This window comes from Mesorhizobium sp. BHbdii (assembly GCF_053848045.1).
On sequence record NZ_JBSPKX010000007.1, the window covers coordinates 120346 to 134790 of the forward strand.

General features: G+C 63.3%; 15 protein-coding genes. 14 read left to right on the plus strand and 1 reads right to left on the minus strand.

Translation table 11 applies throughout. The features are described from left to right. Positions 1–210: 210 nt before the first annotated feature. From ACWTU8_RS27515 to ACWTU8_RS27530, 4 genes are all read left to right on the plus strand, one after another. On the plus strand, positions 211–1206 hold the full coding sequence (locus tag ACWTU8_RS27515; protein WP_065009741.1) for an ABC transporter substrate-binding protein: 996 nt from the start codon (positions 211–213) through the stop codon (positions 1204–1206). 150 nt (positions 1207–1356) lie between these two features. Then, positions 1357–2910: a sugar ABC transporter ATP-binding protein gene (locus ACWTU8_RS27520; RefSeq protein WP_455840682.1), complete on the plus strand. Its 1554-nt coding sequence runs from the start codon at positions 1357–1359 to the stop codon at positions 2908–2910. Further along, complete coding sequence (locus tag ACWTU8_RS27525) at positions 2907–3872, plus strand: ABC transporter permease (protein WP_095520284.1); 966 nt, start codon at positions 2907–2909, stop codon at positions 3870–3872. Before ACWTU8_RS27520 ends, ACWTU8_RS27525 begins: the two co-directional genes overlap by 4 nt. 68 nt (positions 3873–3940) lie before the next feature. Then, complete coding sequence (locus ACWTU8_RS27530) at positions 3941–4957, plus strand: zinc-binding alcohol dehydrogenase family protein (protein ID WP_455850616.1); 1017 nt, start codon at positions 3941–3943, stop codon at positions 4955–4957. A gap of 23 nt (positions 4958–4980) precedes the next feature. On the opposite strand, the gene phnF is transcribed toward ACWTU8_RS27530, so the two are convergent. Continuing rightward, positions 4981–5730, minus strand: a complete 750-nt coding sequence (gene phnF / locus ACWTU8_RS27535) for a phosphonate metabolism transcriptional regulator PhnF (RefSeq protein ID WP_455850617.1) — start codon at positions 5728–5730, stop codon at positions 4981–4983. Between the two features lie 122 nt (positions 5731–5852). Between phnF and phnG the strand changes: the two genes are divergently transcribed. The 10 genes from phnG to phnE all read left to right on the plus strand — a co-directional run bounded on the left by phnG (position 5853) and on the right by phnE (position 14441). Then, complete coding sequence (gene phnG, locus ACWTU8_RS27540) at positions 5853–6314, plus strand: phosphonate C-P lyase system protein PhnG (RefSeq protein ID WP_455850656.1); 462 nt, start codon at positions 5853–5855, stop codon at positions 6312–6314. Then, positions 6314–6925: a phosphonate C-P lyase system protein PhnH gene (phnH, locus tag ACWTU8_RS27545; RefSeq protein WP_455850618.1), complete on the plus strand. Its 612-nt coding sequence runs from the start codon at positions 6314–6316 to the stop codon at positions 6923–6925. Before phnG ends, phnH begins: the two co-directional genes overlap by 1 nt. A 1-nt stretch (position 6926) precedes the next feature. Continuing rightward, positions 6927–8039, plus strand: coding sequence for a carbon-phosphorus lyase complex subunit PhnI (locus ACWTU8_RS27550; RefSeq protein ID WP_455850619.1), 1113 nt, complete (start codon positions 6927–6929; stop codon positions 8037–8039). A 268-nt stretch (positions 8040–8307) separates the two neighbouring features. Then, the gene (locus ACWTU8_RS27555) at positions 8308–9189 is read left to right on the plus strand and encodes an alpha-D-ribose 1-methylphosphonate 5-phosphate C-P-lyase PhnJ (protein ID WP_128343832.1); all 882 of its coding nucleotides are present in this window, start codon (positions 8308–8310) and stop codon (positions 9187–9189) included. Further along, a complete protein-coding gene (gene phnK, locus ACWTU8_RS27560) occupies positions 9186–9962 on the plus strand; it encodes a phosphonate C-P lyase system protein PhnK (RefSeq protein WP_065009749.1) in 777 nt (258 codons plus the stop codon). The genes ACWTU8_RS27555 and phnK overlap by 4 nt, the downstream gene beginning before the upstream one ends. A gap of 2 nt (positions 9963–9964) precedes the next feature. Then, positions 9965–10672: a phosphonate C-P lyase system protein PhnL gene (gene phnL / locus ACWTU8_RS27565; RefSeq protein WP_455850620.1), complete on the plus strand. Its 708-nt coding sequence runs from the start codon at positions 9965–9967 to the stop codon at positions 10670–10672. Then, positions 10669–11286, plus strand: coding sequence for a DapH/DapD/GlmU-related protein (locus ACWTU8_RS27570; protein WP_455850621.1), 618 nt, complete (start codon positions 10669–10671; stop codon positions 11284–11286). The genes phnL and ACWTU8_RS27570 overlap by 4 nt, the downstream gene beginning before the upstream one ends. A 194-nt stretch (positions 11287–11480) precedes the next feature. After that, positions 11481–12338 (plus strand): phosphonate ABC transporter ATP-binding protein, encoded by an 858-nt coding sequence (gene phnC / locus ACWTU8_RS27575; RefSeq protein WP_455850622.1) that lies wholly within the window; start codon positions 11481–11483, stop codon positions 12336–12338. 146 nt (positions 12339–12484) lie between these two features. After that, entirely contained in the window at positions 12485–13393 is a 909-nt protein-coding gene (phnD, locus tag ACWTU8_RS27580) for a phosphonate ABC transporter substrate-binding protein (RefSeq protein ID WP_455850623.1), read from the plus strand. A gap of 73 nt (positions 13394–13466) precedes the next feature. Beyond that, positions 13467–14441, plus strand: coding sequence for a phosphonate ABC transporter, permease protein PhnE (phnE, locus tag ACWTU8_RS27585; protein WP_455850624.1), 975 nt, complete (start codon positions 13467–13469; stop codon positions 14439–14441). The last annotated feature ends 4 nt before the right edge of the window (positions 14442–14445 follow it).

Consider the following 14445-nt stretch of genomic DNA (forward strand, 5'->3'; position numbering starts at 1 on the left):
ATTCCATACCTTTCGGAGAGGATCTGTAGGGTTTGGCAATGAGATCGGTCTAGCCATAAGGAGACCGATGCGAAACACCGCTTGCGTCAACCCAACCTATGCACTATCAAAATGCGGTAAATGTTTTTTATTGATAAAGTTCTGTTTGGGCAGCGCCTACCCAAACCGAGCTTCCGTAACGTTCACCGGGCGACTTAGGGAGGAAGCCTTATGAAATTCGTGACCAGCATTCTCAACCGCCGCGCATTCGTGGCGCTCGCCGCCGCCTCGATGCTTGCCGGCGTGTTGCATTCGGCGCCAGCTTCGGCGGCGGACGTAACCATTCCGATCATCGTCAAGGACACCACCTCTTTCTACTGGCAGATCGTCCTGGCCGGCGCCCGCAAGGCCGGCAAGGACCTCGGCGTCAATGTGCCGGAACTCGGCGCCCAGGCAGAGACCGACGTCAACGGCCAGATCTCGATCCTTGAAAACGCCGTCGCCGGCACCCCGGCTGCCGTCGTCATCGCGCCGACCGAAGCCAAGGCGCTCGGCAAGCCGATCGATGAGGCAGCCACCAAGGTCAAGATCATCGGCATCGACTCCGGCGCCGACTCCAAGGCCTTCACCTCGTTCCTGACCACAGACAATATCCAGGGCGGCCGCGTCGCCGCCGACGGGCTGGCGGCCGCGATCGGCGAAGCCAATGGCGGCAAAATCGAGGGCGACGTCGCCCTGATCACCGCACTTCCGGGCGCTGGTTCGCTCGAACAGCGCGCCCAGGGCTTCAAGGAGCAGCTTGCCGCCAAATATCCCGGCCTGAAGCTTGTTGCCGACAAGTACGCCGACGGCCAAGCCACCACCGGCCTCAACATCGCGACCGACCTGATAACCGCCAATCCGAACCTCAAGGGCATCTTCGCCTCCAACCTGATCATGGCGCAGGGCGTCGGTCAGGCGATCGCCGAGAACAGCCTGGCCGGCAAGGTCGGACTCGTCGGCTTCGACAGCGACGAGAAGCTGATCAAGTTCCTCAACGACGGCGTCATTTCGGCTCTCGTCGTCCAGGATCCGTACCGGATGGGCTATGACGGCATCAAGACGGCGCTCGCGGCCTCGAAAGGCGAGAAGGTCGAGGCCAATGTCGACACCGGCGCCAACCTCGTCACCAAGGCCAATATGAAGGATCCGAAGATCGACGCGCTGCTCAATCCGAAGCTCGACTGAGCACCGGCATTGGCGCACCATTTCCGGGGCCTCGTTGCCCCGGAAACACCCTGAAAGTGGTTCGAAATCAGCCGGCTTCAATACCCTTGACGATGCGACCCGGCCAGCATCGCTACGTGCCAATCGTGAGGCCAATCTGGGAGGATTGTCATGACATCGACGGCGCAGGAACTGCATCCGGCCCCAACGCTGGAACCGGGCAGGACGATCCTCGAACTCAAGGGCTTGGAGAAGCGATATCCCGGCACGCACGCGCTGAAGCCGGTTAACCTCGCCTTCAAGGCCAGCGAAATCCACGCCATTGTCGGCGAGAACGGTGCCGGCAAATCCACCCTGATCAAGCTGCTGACCGGCGTCATGCCGCGCACCTCCGGCGACGTCATCTGGGAGGGCAAGCCGGCAGCGCTGGCGACGCCGCATGAGGCGATGGCGCTGGGCATCAATGCTGTGCATCAGGAGGTCGTTCTGTGCCGCCATCTCACTGTCGCAGCCAACATGTTCCTCGGCGAGGAGGATTCCCGCTTCGGCATCCTGCAGCAGCGGGCCATGGTCAGGGAAGCGCAGAAGATCATCGACGATCTCGGCTTTGATCTGCCGGCGCATGTCGTGCTGGGCGACCTGACCATAGGCCAGCAGCAGCTGATCGCCGCCGCCCGCGCCACCGTGCGCGGCACCAAGTTCCTAATCTTCGACGAGCCGACTGCCTATCTCACCCGGAAGGAAGCCGACCAGCTGTTCACGCTGATCCGCCGGCTGAAGGGCGAAGGCGTCACCATCATCTACATCAGCCACCGCATGGAAGAGGTGTTCGAGCTCGCCGACCGCGTCTCGGTGCTGCGCGACGGCACGCTTGTCGGCACCAGGAACATCGCCGAAACCAACGACGCCGAGCTGGTCAAGATGATGATCAACCGCTCGATCGAGCAAGTCTATCACAAGGAGCATTTTACCCCGGGCGCGACGCTGCTCGAAGCCAGAAATCTCTCCGGCAAGGGCTTCGAAAATGTCTCGATGACGGTCCGTGCCGGCGAAATCGTCGGGCTCTACGGCCTGATTGGTGCCGGGCGCAGCGAGTTCGTCACCACGCTTTACGGCCGTCATCGCAAGTCGGCCGGCCAGATCCTCTGGGAGGGCAAGGCGGTTCAGGTCAATTCCGAGCATGACGCTATCAGGCTCGGCATGGCGCTGGCGCCGGAAAGCCGCCGCGACCAGGGCCTCTGCCTCAACCTGCCGGTCGGCCTCAATCTCAATCTGCCGATCTACAAGCGCATCTCCAGCAATCTGCTGATCTCCGGCGCACAGGAGAAGACCGAGGCGGATCGCCAGATCGCCAATCTCAGGATCAAGACACCGACCCGCAGCGCGCTCGCCTCCAGCCTGTCCGGCGGCAACCAGCAGAAGATCGTCATCGGCAAGTGGCTGGCGCACGGCGCCAAGCTGTTCATCTTCGACGAGCCGACAGTTGGCGTCGATGTCGGCACCAAGGCCGAGATCTACCGCCTGTTCAGCGCGCTTTTGTCCAATGGCGCCGGCATCATCCTGATCTCGTCCTATCTGCCCGAGGTCTATGAACTGGCCGACACACTGCATGTGTTCCGGCGCGGCAAACTGGTGGCCACTCATGGATTCCGCACTGCCGACCATGAGGAGATCCTCACCCAAGCGCTGGCCGAGAAACAAGAAAAACCGGGAGGACAGATATGAGCACCGAGGCGATCCCGGCCGAAAGGCCGAAACGCAACTACAACGCCCTGTTCGGGCTGACACTGCTGGCGCTGCTGGTATTGTTGTGGGTCATCCTGTCGGTGGCGACGCCGAGCTTCGCCTCCGCCAACAACATCTCGAATCTGCTGCGGCAAGGTTCGATGATCGCCATCCTGGCAGTCGGCCAGACCTTTGTCATCATCACCGGAGGCATCGACCTTTCCGTCGGCGCCGTCGTCGGCTTCGCCACCGTCATCGTGGCGATGTTGATCAATGCCGGCGTGCCGATTTTCCTCGCCATCCTGATCACCTTGCTGGTCGGCGTCGCCATCGGCATGTTCCATGGCTTTGGCATCGTCAGAATGGGCCTGCCACCCTTCATCATCACGCTGGCGACGCTGACATCCTTGCGCGGCATCGGCCTCTTGATGACCAACGGCAACTCGATCTCGATCAACAACGATGCCTTCCAAATGTTTTCGCGCAGCTCGTTTCTCGGCGTCCCCAATCTGTTCTGGATGGTGATCCTCGTCGGCATCCCCGCCTACATCTTCCTGCATCACAGCCGCTGGGGCCGGTATCTGTTCTCGGTCGGCTCCAACGCCGAGGCATCGCGTCTGTCCGGTGTCAACGTCCAGCGCACCATCTACATGGCCTATACGCTGTCGGGCCTCTGTGCGGCTTTTGTCGGCGTGCTGCTTGCCTCGCGCATCGGCATCGGCAATCCGACGCAGGCCGAGGGCTGGGAGTTGCAGGCGATCGCCTCATCGGTGATCGGCGGCACCTCGCTGTTCGGCGCCGTCGGCTCGGTGCACGGACCGCTGCTCGGCGCCTTCATCCTCGCCACCATCAACAACGGCGCCAATCTCTTGAACGTCAATGCCTTCTGGCAGCGCATCATTACCGGCGTGCTGATTATCGTCATCGTCTATTTCGACGGCCTGCGCCGCCGCGGCAAGTAGACCATATTAACAACCGCCGGCCCGGCGCTAGCGGGGCCGGCGGTTTCATGAACAGACTGGATTGAAGTATGAAAGCCGTCGTCTGCCGCTCGCCCGGTGAGCTTGTTCTGGAAGACCGCCCGGCGCCAGGCACTCCGCCCTCTGGCTGGGCGCTGGTCGGGGTTAGTCATGTCGGCATCTGCGGCACCGATTATCATATCTTCGAGGGCAAGCATCCGTTCCTCGCTTATCCCCGCATCATGGGCCACGAGGTTTCCGGCACTGTGATCGAGGCCGGCGAAGGCGTCGATCTGGCCGTTGGCGAACCGGTGATCATCAATCCCTATCTCGCTTGCGGCAAATGCATCGCCTGCCGGCAAGGCAAGCCTAATTGCTGCGTCAGGATCGAGGTGCTCGGCGTCCACCGCGACGGCGCCATGTGCGAACGGATCCTGGTGCCGGCGCAGAATCTCTACCCGGCCAACGGCCTGTCGCTGGCCGAGGCCGCCGCCGTCGAATTCCTGGCGATCGGGGCGCATGCCGTTCGGCGCTCGCTGGCGCAGCCCGGCGCGCGCACGCTGGTCATCGGCGCCGGGCCGATCGGGCTCGGCACGGCGCTGTTTGCCCGCATCGCCGGTCTCGACGTGACGCTGCTCGACATGAGTGCCGAGAGGCTGGGTTTCGCCGCAAGCGAACTCGACTTTGCCACCCTCGACGGCTCGAAGGGATCGGCAACCGATCTGGCGCGGGAGGCGACTGACGGCGAAGGCTTTGACGTGGTTTTCGACGCCACTGGCAACACCCAGTCAGTCCAGTCGGCTTTTGCCCATGTCGCGCATGGTGGGACGCTGGTCCTGGTCAGCGTCGTCAAGGACGACATCGTCTTTTCCGACCCCGAATTCCACAAGCGCGAGATGACGCTGATCGGCAGCCGCAACGCGCTGCGCGCCGACTTCGACCATGTCGCCGCCTCGATCCGCGACGGCGCGGTGCCGCTGGCAAAGCTCGTCACCCATCGCACGACGCTTGGCGACACACCGCGCGACCTCGGCCGCTGGGCGCATGAGAAATCCGGCCTGATCAAGGCGGTCATTCAGGTCGGATGAGACCGGGATAGACGCGCACCTACCTACCGCGCCGACAATTTGAGCTCGACGCGCTCAGCCGGAAAGCGCGTTTCGGCGAACTGGATCGGCTGGCCGTCCGGCGTGACATTGACCGCGACCGTGACCAGCACGATGGCGCCGGACTGCAGATCGAGATCGGCGAGATCGGCGGCATCTGCGTGGCGCGCCGACAGCACTGTCGATTGCCTGAGATAGTCACTGATGCCGAAACGCTGGAGCGAGGCGGTCACCGATCCAGTTTCCGCGATAGCGGCCTCAATGCCTTCGAAGCGTTTCGCATCGAACCAGCCGGTGGCACGCGAGACCGGCTGTCCGTCGGCTTCGCCGCGCGTCTCAAGGCGTATGACATTCGAACCCTTGGCAAGCCCCAGCCCTTCGGCGACGCGCCGGCTGGCCGGCTCGACCGCCGATTCGAGCAGCACGCTGCGGCGCTCCGTCGCCTGCCCTTGCAAGCCCTCTGAAAAACGGGTGCGGGCGCCGATCGGATAGGACAGCCGCTTGCGCGAAAGCACGAAAGTGCCGCGCCCCTGTTCGGCCCTCAGCACGCCATCCTGCACCAGTGCTGCGATGGCGCTGCGCACCGTATGGCGGTTGACGGCATAACGCTCCGCCAGTGCAATCTCCGGTGGCAGCGCGGCATTCTCGGCAAAGTCGCCGATAGCGATCGAATGCAGGATCTGGTCGGCGATCTGCCGCCACAGCGAGACGCCGCTGCGCCGCTCTATGCTGCTGGCAATCTGTTGCCCGATCATCTCTTGCCCCGATCTTTTTCGCCCTGTCATCCATCCGTCATGGACACGCTTTAGAGAATAGGTATAATTTGTATAATTGTCTACATCATTATACAAATTCGGAACGAGAAGGAATGGCTGCCATGCGAGGACAGGAAGCGCGCGATCAGGCTGAGCGCAAGGCCGTCATGGCGACCCTGGCGCAATCGACCGGCGACGATATCGTCCGGCTTTGGAACGCAGCCGGCCTGCCTTCGGAAGCAGAACTCCTGCGCGGTCCCGAAACCGGCCTGGTCACCGTGCGGGGCCGCATCGGCGGCGGCGGCGCACCATTCAATGTCGGCGAGGCGACGGTCACCCGCGCCACCGTCCGGCTCGCATCCGGACAGCTCGGCCACTGCTACGCGCTCGGCCGTGACAAGCAGAAAGCAAAACTGGCGGCGATCGCCGACGCGCTCTGGCAGGATCCTGCCCTGCGCCGCGAGGTCGAGACAAAACTCATTGCGCCGCTGCAGGCCGCACTGGCCGGCGCACGTGAACGGCGGCGCGCCGAGACGGCGGCAACGAAGGTCGATTTCTTCACCATGGTACGCGGAGAAGACTGATGGACATCGCAACGCAAGCGATCGAGGGCGGCTTTGCCGATCCGGTGTTCGACGCCCAGACGGTGTTCCGCGCCGTGATGGATGCGATGGCGCGGCCGGGCACCCTGCAGCCCCTGCCGATCTTTGCCCGCCCTGCGGCGCCACTGTCGGCCACCGCGGGCGCCATCGCGCTGGCGCTGTGCGACAACGACACGCCGCTCTGGCTCGACCCCGTTTTGCAGGCCCCAGCAGCGGTGAAATCCTGGCTCGGCTTCCACACCGGCGCGCCGCTGGCCAATACGCCGGCCGACGCGCATTTCGCGCTGATCGCCACGCCGGCCGAGATGATGTCGCTCGATGGCTTTTCGCAGGGCACCCAGGACTATCCCGACCGCTCCACGACGCTGATCCTGCAGGTGAGCGATATCGTTTCAGGCGCCCCTCTGCTGCTCGAAGGTCCCGGCATCGAAATGACTGCAACCATCGCGCCGGCGCAGATGCCGCGCCATTTCGTCGAGCAATGGAAGCAGAACAACCAGCGCTTTCCGCGTGGCGTCGACATCATCATTGCCACACCCGACGGCGTTGCCTGCCTGCCGCGCACGACGCGCATCAAGACGATGGAGGCGTGATATGTATGTCGCGGTAAAAGGCGGCGAAGCGGCCATTGCCAACGCCCACTCCCTGCTCGCCGACCGCCGGCGCGGCGACCGTTCCGTGCCGGCGCTGCGCCTCGACCAGATCGTCGAGCAGTTGGCGCTCGGCGTCGACCGGGTGATGAGCGAAGGTTCGCTCTACGACCGCGAGCTGGCGGCCCTCGCCATCGTTCAGGCGCGCGGCGACATGATCGAGGCGATCTTCCTGGTTCGCGCCTATCGCACCACGCTGCCACGCTTCGGCTATACCAAGGCGATCGACACCGGCGCGATGCTGGTCGAGCGGCGCGTTTCGGCGACCTACAAGGATCTTCCTGGCGGCCAGCTGCTCGGCCCGACTTTCGACTACACTCACCGGCTGCTCGATCCCGAGCTCGCCGCGGGCGGCGATGTCGCCGAGCCGCTGCAGCGTGCCAGCGAGGCGGAAGCCATGCCGCGCGTCTCCGCGATCCTGGCCCGCGAAGGTCTGATCGAGCCTGATGGCGACATGCCGCAGGATCATGTCCCCGGCGACATCACCCGCGAGCCGCTGGAATTCCCGATGGCGCGCGACATCCGCCTGCAGGCGCTGTCCCGCGGCGACGAGGGCTTTCTGCTGGCGCTCGGCTATTCCACCCAGCGCGGCTACGCCCGCAACCATCCTTTCGTCGGCGAGGTTCGCATCGGTGAGGTCGAGCTGGAACTCGATGTGCCGGAGCTGCCCTTCGCGGTACCGCTCGGCTCCGTGCGCGTCACCGAGTGCCAGATGGTCAACCAGTTCAAGGGCTCGGCCAAGGCGCCGCCGCAATTCACCCGCGGCTACGGCCTCGTCTTCGGTCAGAGCGAGCGCAAGGCGATGGCCATGGCACTGTGCGACCGGGCGTTACGCGCTTCGGAATTCGGCGAAGACGTCGTCGCCGCTGCCCAGGACGAGGAGTTCGTCATCTCGCATTCCGACAATGTCCAGGCGACCGGCTTCGTCGAGCATCTGAAGCTGCCGCACTATGTCGATTTCCAGGCCGAGCTCGACCTCGTGCGCCGCATGCGCGCCGAGCACGACGCCCGCGAAAACGCAGGCAAAGTCGAAGCGAAGAGGCAGGCTGCGGAATGACTTCAGTTAGCTCCACCACCATGTTCTCGTGGGAATGGCCGCTACACCCCTCCGGATCCGCCGTAGCCGCTACTGCCGCCAACGGTTTCGCCATTCGCGCCTTCCTTCGGCGCAGGAAGAACCATTCTTCGAAGGACAAAGGCAACCACGCCGACAAACACCAGCAACAGGATTCCGATGTGCATCCATCCGGTTGGAGTCATCTGAGCCTGGCCCTTCTTCCGTGTCTTGGAAGTCAATTCGGTAGCACACAGCGGAAGCGATCGCCGTGACCGACATCGCCACTTACAACTTCGCCTATCTCGACGAGCAGACCAAGCGGATGATCCGCCGCGCGATCCTCAAGGGCATAGCCGTTCCCGGCTATCAGGTGCCGTTCGCCTCGCGCGAAATGCCGATGCCTTATGGCTGGGGCACCGGCGGCGTCCAGGTCACGGCTTCGATCATCGGCCCGGAAGACGTGCTCAAGGTCATCGACCAGGGCGCCGACGACACCACCAACGCGGTTTCAATCCGTGCGTTCTTCAAGAAGGTCGCCAATGTCGCCGTCACCACCGAGACGGCCAAGGCGACCATCATACAGACCCGCCACCGCATTCCGGAACATCCACTGAGCGCGGGCCAGGTGCTGGTCTATCAGGTGCCAATTCCCGAACCGTTGCGCTTCCTCGAACCGCGCGAAACGGAAACGCGCAAGATGCATGCGCTGGAGGAATACGGCCTCATGCATGTGAAGCTCTACGAGGACATCGCCAGGCACGGCCGCATTGCCACTACCTATGCCTACCCGGTCAAGGTCGAGGGGCGCTATGTGATGGATCCCTCGCCAACGCCGAAATTCGACAACCCAAAGATGCACCGTTCGCCGGCTCTGCAACTGTTCGGCGCCGGCCGCGAAAAGCGCATCTATGCGCTGCCGCCCTTCACCGATGTGGTCAGCCTCGATTTCGAGGACCATCCGTTCGAGGTGCAAACCTTCGACCAGCCCTGCGCGCTGTGTGCGGCCGAGAACGTCTATCTCGACGAGGTCATCCTCGACGACCATGGCGGCCACATGTTCGTCTGCTCCGACACCGACCATTGCGAGAAACGGCGCGAAGGAGGCCATCGCGGCCGTCTTGCGCCCGAAACGATGGAGCCGGCGCAATGACCGACGAACCACTGCTGCGCGTTTCCGCGCTATCCAAATTCTACGGCTCGCGTGTCGGCTGCGAAAACGTCACATTCGACCTTTGGCCGGGCGAGGTGCTGGCGGTGGTCGGCGAATCCGGTTCCGGCAAGACGACGCTGCTCAACTGCCTCTCGACCAGATTGCTGCCGAGTTCCGGCACCGCCAGCTACCGCATGCGCGACGGTCAGTTCCGCGAGCTCTACCGCATGAGCGAGGCCGAGCGCCGCTTCCTGATGCGCACCGACTGGGGCTTTGTCCACCAGAACCCCGCCGACGGGCTGCGCATGACGGTGTCCGCCGGCGCCAATGTCGGGGAGCGGCTGATGGCGGTCGGCGACCGCCACTATGGGAAAATCCGCGCCACTGCGGTCGACTGGCTGTCACGCGTCGAGATCGACGAGGACCGCATCGACGACGAGCCGCGCGCCTTCTCCGGCGGCATGCGCCAGCGCCTGCAGATCGCCCGCAATCTCGTCACCGGGCCGCGGCTGGTGTTCATGGACGAGCCGACCGGCGGCCTCGACGTTTCCGTGCAGGCGCGTCTGCTCGACCTGTTGCGCGGGCTGGTCACCGATCTCGGCCTTGCGGCAATCGTCGTCACCCACGACCTCGCAGTGGCACGTCTGCTGTCGCAACGCATGATGGTGATGAAGGACGGCCGCGTCGTCGAAAGCGGCCTCACCGACCGCGTGCTCGACGATCCGCGCGCGCCCTACACGCAGCTCCTTGTTTCTTCCATTCTGCAGGTGTGATCATGGCAACCCCGCTTGTCGTTTCCGATGTCGCCAAGAGCTTCACCATGCATCTGCGCGACGGCATCAAACTGCCTGTCGTTACCGGCGTGTCGTTCTCGATCAGGGCCGGCGAGTGCGCCGTGCTCGGCGGCCCTTCCGGCGCCGGCAAGAGCTCGATCCTGAAGATGCTCTACGGCAACTATGCGGTCGACGAAGGCCAGATCATCGTCCAGCACGAGGACGGGCTCATCGATCTCGCGACGGCGAGCCCGCGCACCGTGCTTGCCGTGCGCCGGCTCACGATCGGCTATGTCAGCCAGTTCCTGCGCACAGTGCCGCGCGTCTCCGCCCTCGACGCCGTCGCCGAACCGCTGGTCGAGCGCGGCGAGGACCGTGAAGTTGCGCGCGGCAAGGCGCGCGCCTTGCTGGGGCAGCTCAACCTGCCGGAAAAACTCTGGGCACTGCCGCCGGCGACCTTTTCCGGCGGCGAACAGCAGCGCGTCAACATCGCGCGCGGCTTCATCACCGAGCACCCGATCCTGCTGCTCGACGAGCCGACCGCTTCGCTCGATGCCAGGAACCGCGATGTCGTGATTACGCTGATCGCGGCCAAGAAGGCTGCCGGCGTCGCCCTGCTTGGCATCTTCCATGACCGCGACGTGCGCGAGGCGGTAGCCGACCGCGTCATCGACGTGACCGCTTTTGCCGCCGGGAAAATCGCCGCATGACCAGAAAACTGTCGGAAACGCCGCTGGTCCACGAGACAGCGGAAGTCGAGAACTCGACGCTCGGCCGCTGGACCGAGATCGCCGATCGCTGCCGAGTTTCCGAGAGCACAATCGGCGACTATTCCTACATGATGCAGGACTGCGGCGTCTGGTGCGCGACGATCGGCAAGTTCGCCAACATCGCCGCCAATGTGCGCATCAACGCCACCAACCACCCGACGTGGCGGCCGACGCTGCACCATTTCACCTATCGCGCCTCGGATTATTGGGACGACGCTGAGCACGAGAGCGAATTCTTCGCCCAGCGCCGTGCCAGGCGCGTCACCATTGGCCACGACACCTGGCTGGGCCACGGCTCGACCGTCCTGCCCGGCGTCACCGTCGGCGACGGCGCGGCGGTCGGCGCTGGGGCGGTGGTATCGAAGGACGTAGCGCCCTACACCATCGTCGGCGGCGTGCCGGCGAAGCCGATCCGCGAACGCTTCGACCGCCGCACGGCGGAACGCTATCAGGCACTTGCCTGGTGGGATTGGGACCATGCCCGCCTGCGCGCCGCGCTCGACGATTTTCGCGCCCTTTCGGCGGAAGCGTTTCTGGAAAAATACGGCGGCTGAAGGGGGTGAATGGTGAATAGAAAGGCCTTCACCAGCCTCTTCTGGCTGCCACCGTCACCATTCACCATTCACGGCGCGCCGCCCAAGCCTGTGGGCGGTAACAAAACTGACATCAATCCGACACCGCAGGTTCATGGCGTTGCGCTAGCGATGGTTAACAGACCTTCGAAACGCGACTGGACTGGAACTTGCCTATGTCAGCAACCTCAGCCACGCTCGAAATCCGCGGCGTCACCCGCCGGTTTGGCAAGAACACCGCCGTCAGCAATGTCGATATCTCGATCCCGCACGGTCAGATGGTCGGCATCATCGGCCGCTCCGGCGCCGGCAAGTCGACCCTTTTGCGCATGATCAACCGCCTCATCGATCCGAGCCAAGGGTCGATTTTCTTTGAAGGCGCCGAAGTCTCCAGCCTGCGCGGCTCGCTGCTCAGGCGCTGGCAGCGCGATTGCGCCATGATCTTTCAGCAATTCAACCTGGTGCCGCGTCTCGACGTGCTGACCAATGTGCTGCTCGGCCGGCTCAATCACCGCTCGACGATTGTCAATCTGCTCGGTGTCTTCTCTCGCGAGGAACGGGCCGAGGCGATAGCGGCGCTCGAGCGTCTCGACATTGCCCGCACGGCGCTGCAGCCGGCCGGCACCTTGTCCGGCGGCCAGCAGCAGCGCGTCGCGATCGCCCGCGCCATGATGCAGCAGCCGAAAGTTATCCTCGCCGACGAGCCGATCGCCTCGCTCGACCCGCTCAATGCCAAGGTGGTGATGGATTCGCTGCAGGACATCAATCTGCGCGAAGGCATCACCGTCGTCACCAATCTGCACACGCTGGATACTGCGCGCACCTATTGCAACCGCATCATCGGCATGGCTGCCGGCAAGGTCGTGTTCGACGGCCCACCCGAAGATCTCAACCGTGAGGCGGTGCGCATGGTCTACGGTGCCGACAGCAATGGCTGTGAAATCTCCGAGGCCATCACCTCGACCAGCGTCACCATCAAGCAAAAAATCGCCGCATCCGCAGGACCGCTCGAGCCCGCATTTCCTGGCTACTAGTTCCATGATCCCGACAAGTGGATACCGGTATCCAGAAAGGATCATGGACAAACAAAAGAGCGCCTGGATCGCCAGCCCGCGTCAAGGGCGCTGTCAAAATTCGAACGCTACCGGCGCGATGCCGGAATCAACAGGAGAGACTCGAAATGTTTAGAAAGATACTTTTCGGTGCCGTTTCCATCCTCGCCATGGCGATGGGCGCGGTCCAGGCACAGGACCTGAAGGAATTCCGCGTCGGCATTCTGGGCGGCGAGAACGAAGCCGATCGCCTGCGCAACTATCAGTGCTTTGCCGACCACATCAAGGAAGTACTGGGCGTCGAGAAAGTTTCGCTGTTCCCGGCCGCCGACTACGACGGCGTCATCCAGGGCCTGCTCGGCGGCACGCTTGACTATGCCGAACTCGGCGCTTCCGCCTATGCCAAGATCTATCTCGAAAACAAGGACGCGGTTCAACCGATCCTGACGACGATCCAGACCGACGGTTCGACCGGCTACCATTCGGTCATGGTCGCCCGTGCCGATTCCGGCATCAAGACACTCGCCGACATGAAGGGCAAGAAACTCGGTTTCGCCGATCCCGATTCGACTTCTGGTTATCTGATCCCAGTCACGTCACTGCCCAAGGACATCGGCATGGATGTGAAGAGCTACTTCGCGTCGACTGGTTTCGGTGGCGGCCATGAACAGCTTGTCCTTGAAGTCCTGAAGGGCACCTTCGATGCCGGCACCACCTGGGCCTCCGGCGTCGGCGATTTCAAGGACGGCTACAGCTCGGGCAACCTCCGCAAGATGGTCGACAAGGGCGTGCTCAAGATGGACGACCTCGTCGAATTGTGGCAGTCGCCGATGATCCCGAACGGCCCGTTGGTCTTGCGTACGTCCATGGACGCTGGCGCCAAGCAGAAGATCACCGATTTCCTGACCAAGCTTCCGGAAACCGATCCGGCCTGTTTCTCCGCGATACAAGGCGGCGACTTCAAGGGCTATTCGCCGGTCACCCCGGAATTCTATCAGGCAATCATCGACGCCCGTAAGGCGAAGATCGGCTCGTAAGTAAACTGCCACAACGCCGCCGGGGCCATGTGCCGCCGGCGGCGTTGCCGCATCAGGGGCCGGGGATCTATCGATGAGTGCGACCGATGTTTACCGCGCGCCTGCGCTTTCACCGGAGACAGCCACAGTCGAGCGGCACTGGCGCGACCTCGCCGCTCGCCGGCGCCTTTACACGATCGGTGGCCTGGCTTTCCTGTTTCTTGCACTCTCTGGCTCGCTCTGGTTCGCCAACGAAACCAACGCCGGAAAGTTCTTCGACCGCCTTCCCTACATCGCCGACTTTTTCACCGAATTGAAGCCGCGCGACTGGTTCGACCCGGTGCGCGCGCTGTTCGACCTGCCTTCCCCCTATGACGATGGCAGCCTCAAGTTCGACTACCCCGAAGGTCGGGTCTACCTGACCCAAGGCATCTACATTCCGGAGTATTTCCACCGGATGATCGAGACGCTGAACATTGCCCTGTTTTCGACGCTGGTGGGCTCCACATTCGGTTTCCTGCTCTGCTTCCTGGCTGCAGGCAACATCACGGCCAGCCGCTGGCTCCGGTTCACCACGCGCCGCTTCCTTGAAATCGTCCGCGCCTTTCCGGAAATCGTCATCGCCGGCTTCTTTCTGGCGGTCTTCTCGCTTGGACCGATTCCGGCGATCCTCGCGGTCAGCATCCACACCGTCGGCGCGCTCGGAAAAATGTTCTTCGAAGTGGTCGAAAATGCCGACATGAAGCCTGAAGAAGGCTTGCGGGCTGTTGGCGCCAACTGGATCGAACGGGTGTGGTTCGGCATCGTGCCTCAGGTCCTGCCCAATTTCATGAGCTACTTCCTGCTCCGCTTCGAGATCAATGTGCGCGCTTCGACCATTCTCGGTGCCGTCGGCGCCGGCGGCATCGGCGAATCCCTGCGTCTTTCGATCGGCCGAGGCCATGAGGCCAAGACCATTGCCATCGTCTTTCTGCTGTTCTGCACGATAGTCGCTGTCGACCAGTTTTCGGCATGGCTGAGGCATCGTCTTGTCGGCCGGCAAGCGTTCGCATACGGGCGCGGAGAGTAACACC

Coding starts and splice junctions, on each gene's coding strand:
- phnH (WP_455850618.1), top strand. CDS start 6,314: ATGGACATCGCAACGCAAGCGATCGAGGGCGGCTTTGCCGATCCGGTG.
- ACWTU8_RS27515 (WP_065009741.1), top strand. CDS start 211: ATGAAATTCGTGACCAGCATTCTCAACCGCCGCGCATTCGTGGCGCTC.
- phnK (WP_065009749.1), top strand. CDS start 9,186: ATGACCGACGAACCACTGCTGCGCGTTTCCGCGCTATCCAAATTCTAC.
- phnG (WP_455850656.1), top strand. CDS start 5,853: ATGCGAGGACAGGAAGCGCGCGATCAGGCTGAGCGCAAGGCCGTCATG.
- phnE (WP_455850624.1), top strand. CDS start 13,467: ATGAGTGCGACCGATGTTTACCGCGCGCCTGCGCTTTCACCGGAGACA.
- ACWTU8_RS27525 (WP_095520284.1), top strand. CDS start 2,907: ATGAGCACCGAGGCGATCCCGGCCGAAAGGCCGAAACGCAACTACAAC.
- ACWTU8_RS27520 (WP_455840682.1), top strand. CDS start 1,357: ATGACATCGACGGCGCAGGAACTGCATCCGGCCCCAACGCTGGAACCG.
- ACWTU8_RS27550 (WP_455850619.1), top strand. CDS start 6,927: ATGTATGTCGCGGTAAAAGGCGGCGAAGCGGCCATTGCCAACGCCCAC.
- phnD (WP_455850623.1), top strand. CDS start 12,485: ATGTTTAGAAAGATACTTTTCGGTGCCGTTTCCATCCTCGCCATGGCG.
- phnF (WP_455850617.1), bottom strand. CDS start 5,730: ATGATCGGGCAACAGATTGCCAGCAGCATAGAGCGGCGCAGCGGCGTC.
- ACWTU8_RS27570 (WP_455850621.1), top strand. CDS start 10,669: ATGACCAGAAAACTGTCGGAAACGCCGCTGGTCCACGAGACAGCGGAA.
- phnL (WP_455850620.1), top strand. CDS start 9,965: ATGGCAACCCCGCTTGTCGTTTCCGATGTCGCCAAGAGCTTCACCATG.
- ACWTU8_RS27530 (WP_455850616.1), top strand. CDS start 3,941: ATGAAAGCCGTCGTCTGCCGCTCGCCCGGTGAGCTTGTTCTGGAAGAC.
- phnC (WP_455850622.1), top strand. CDS start 11,481: ATGTCAGCAACCTCAGCCACGCTCGAAATCCGCGGCGTCACCCGCCGG.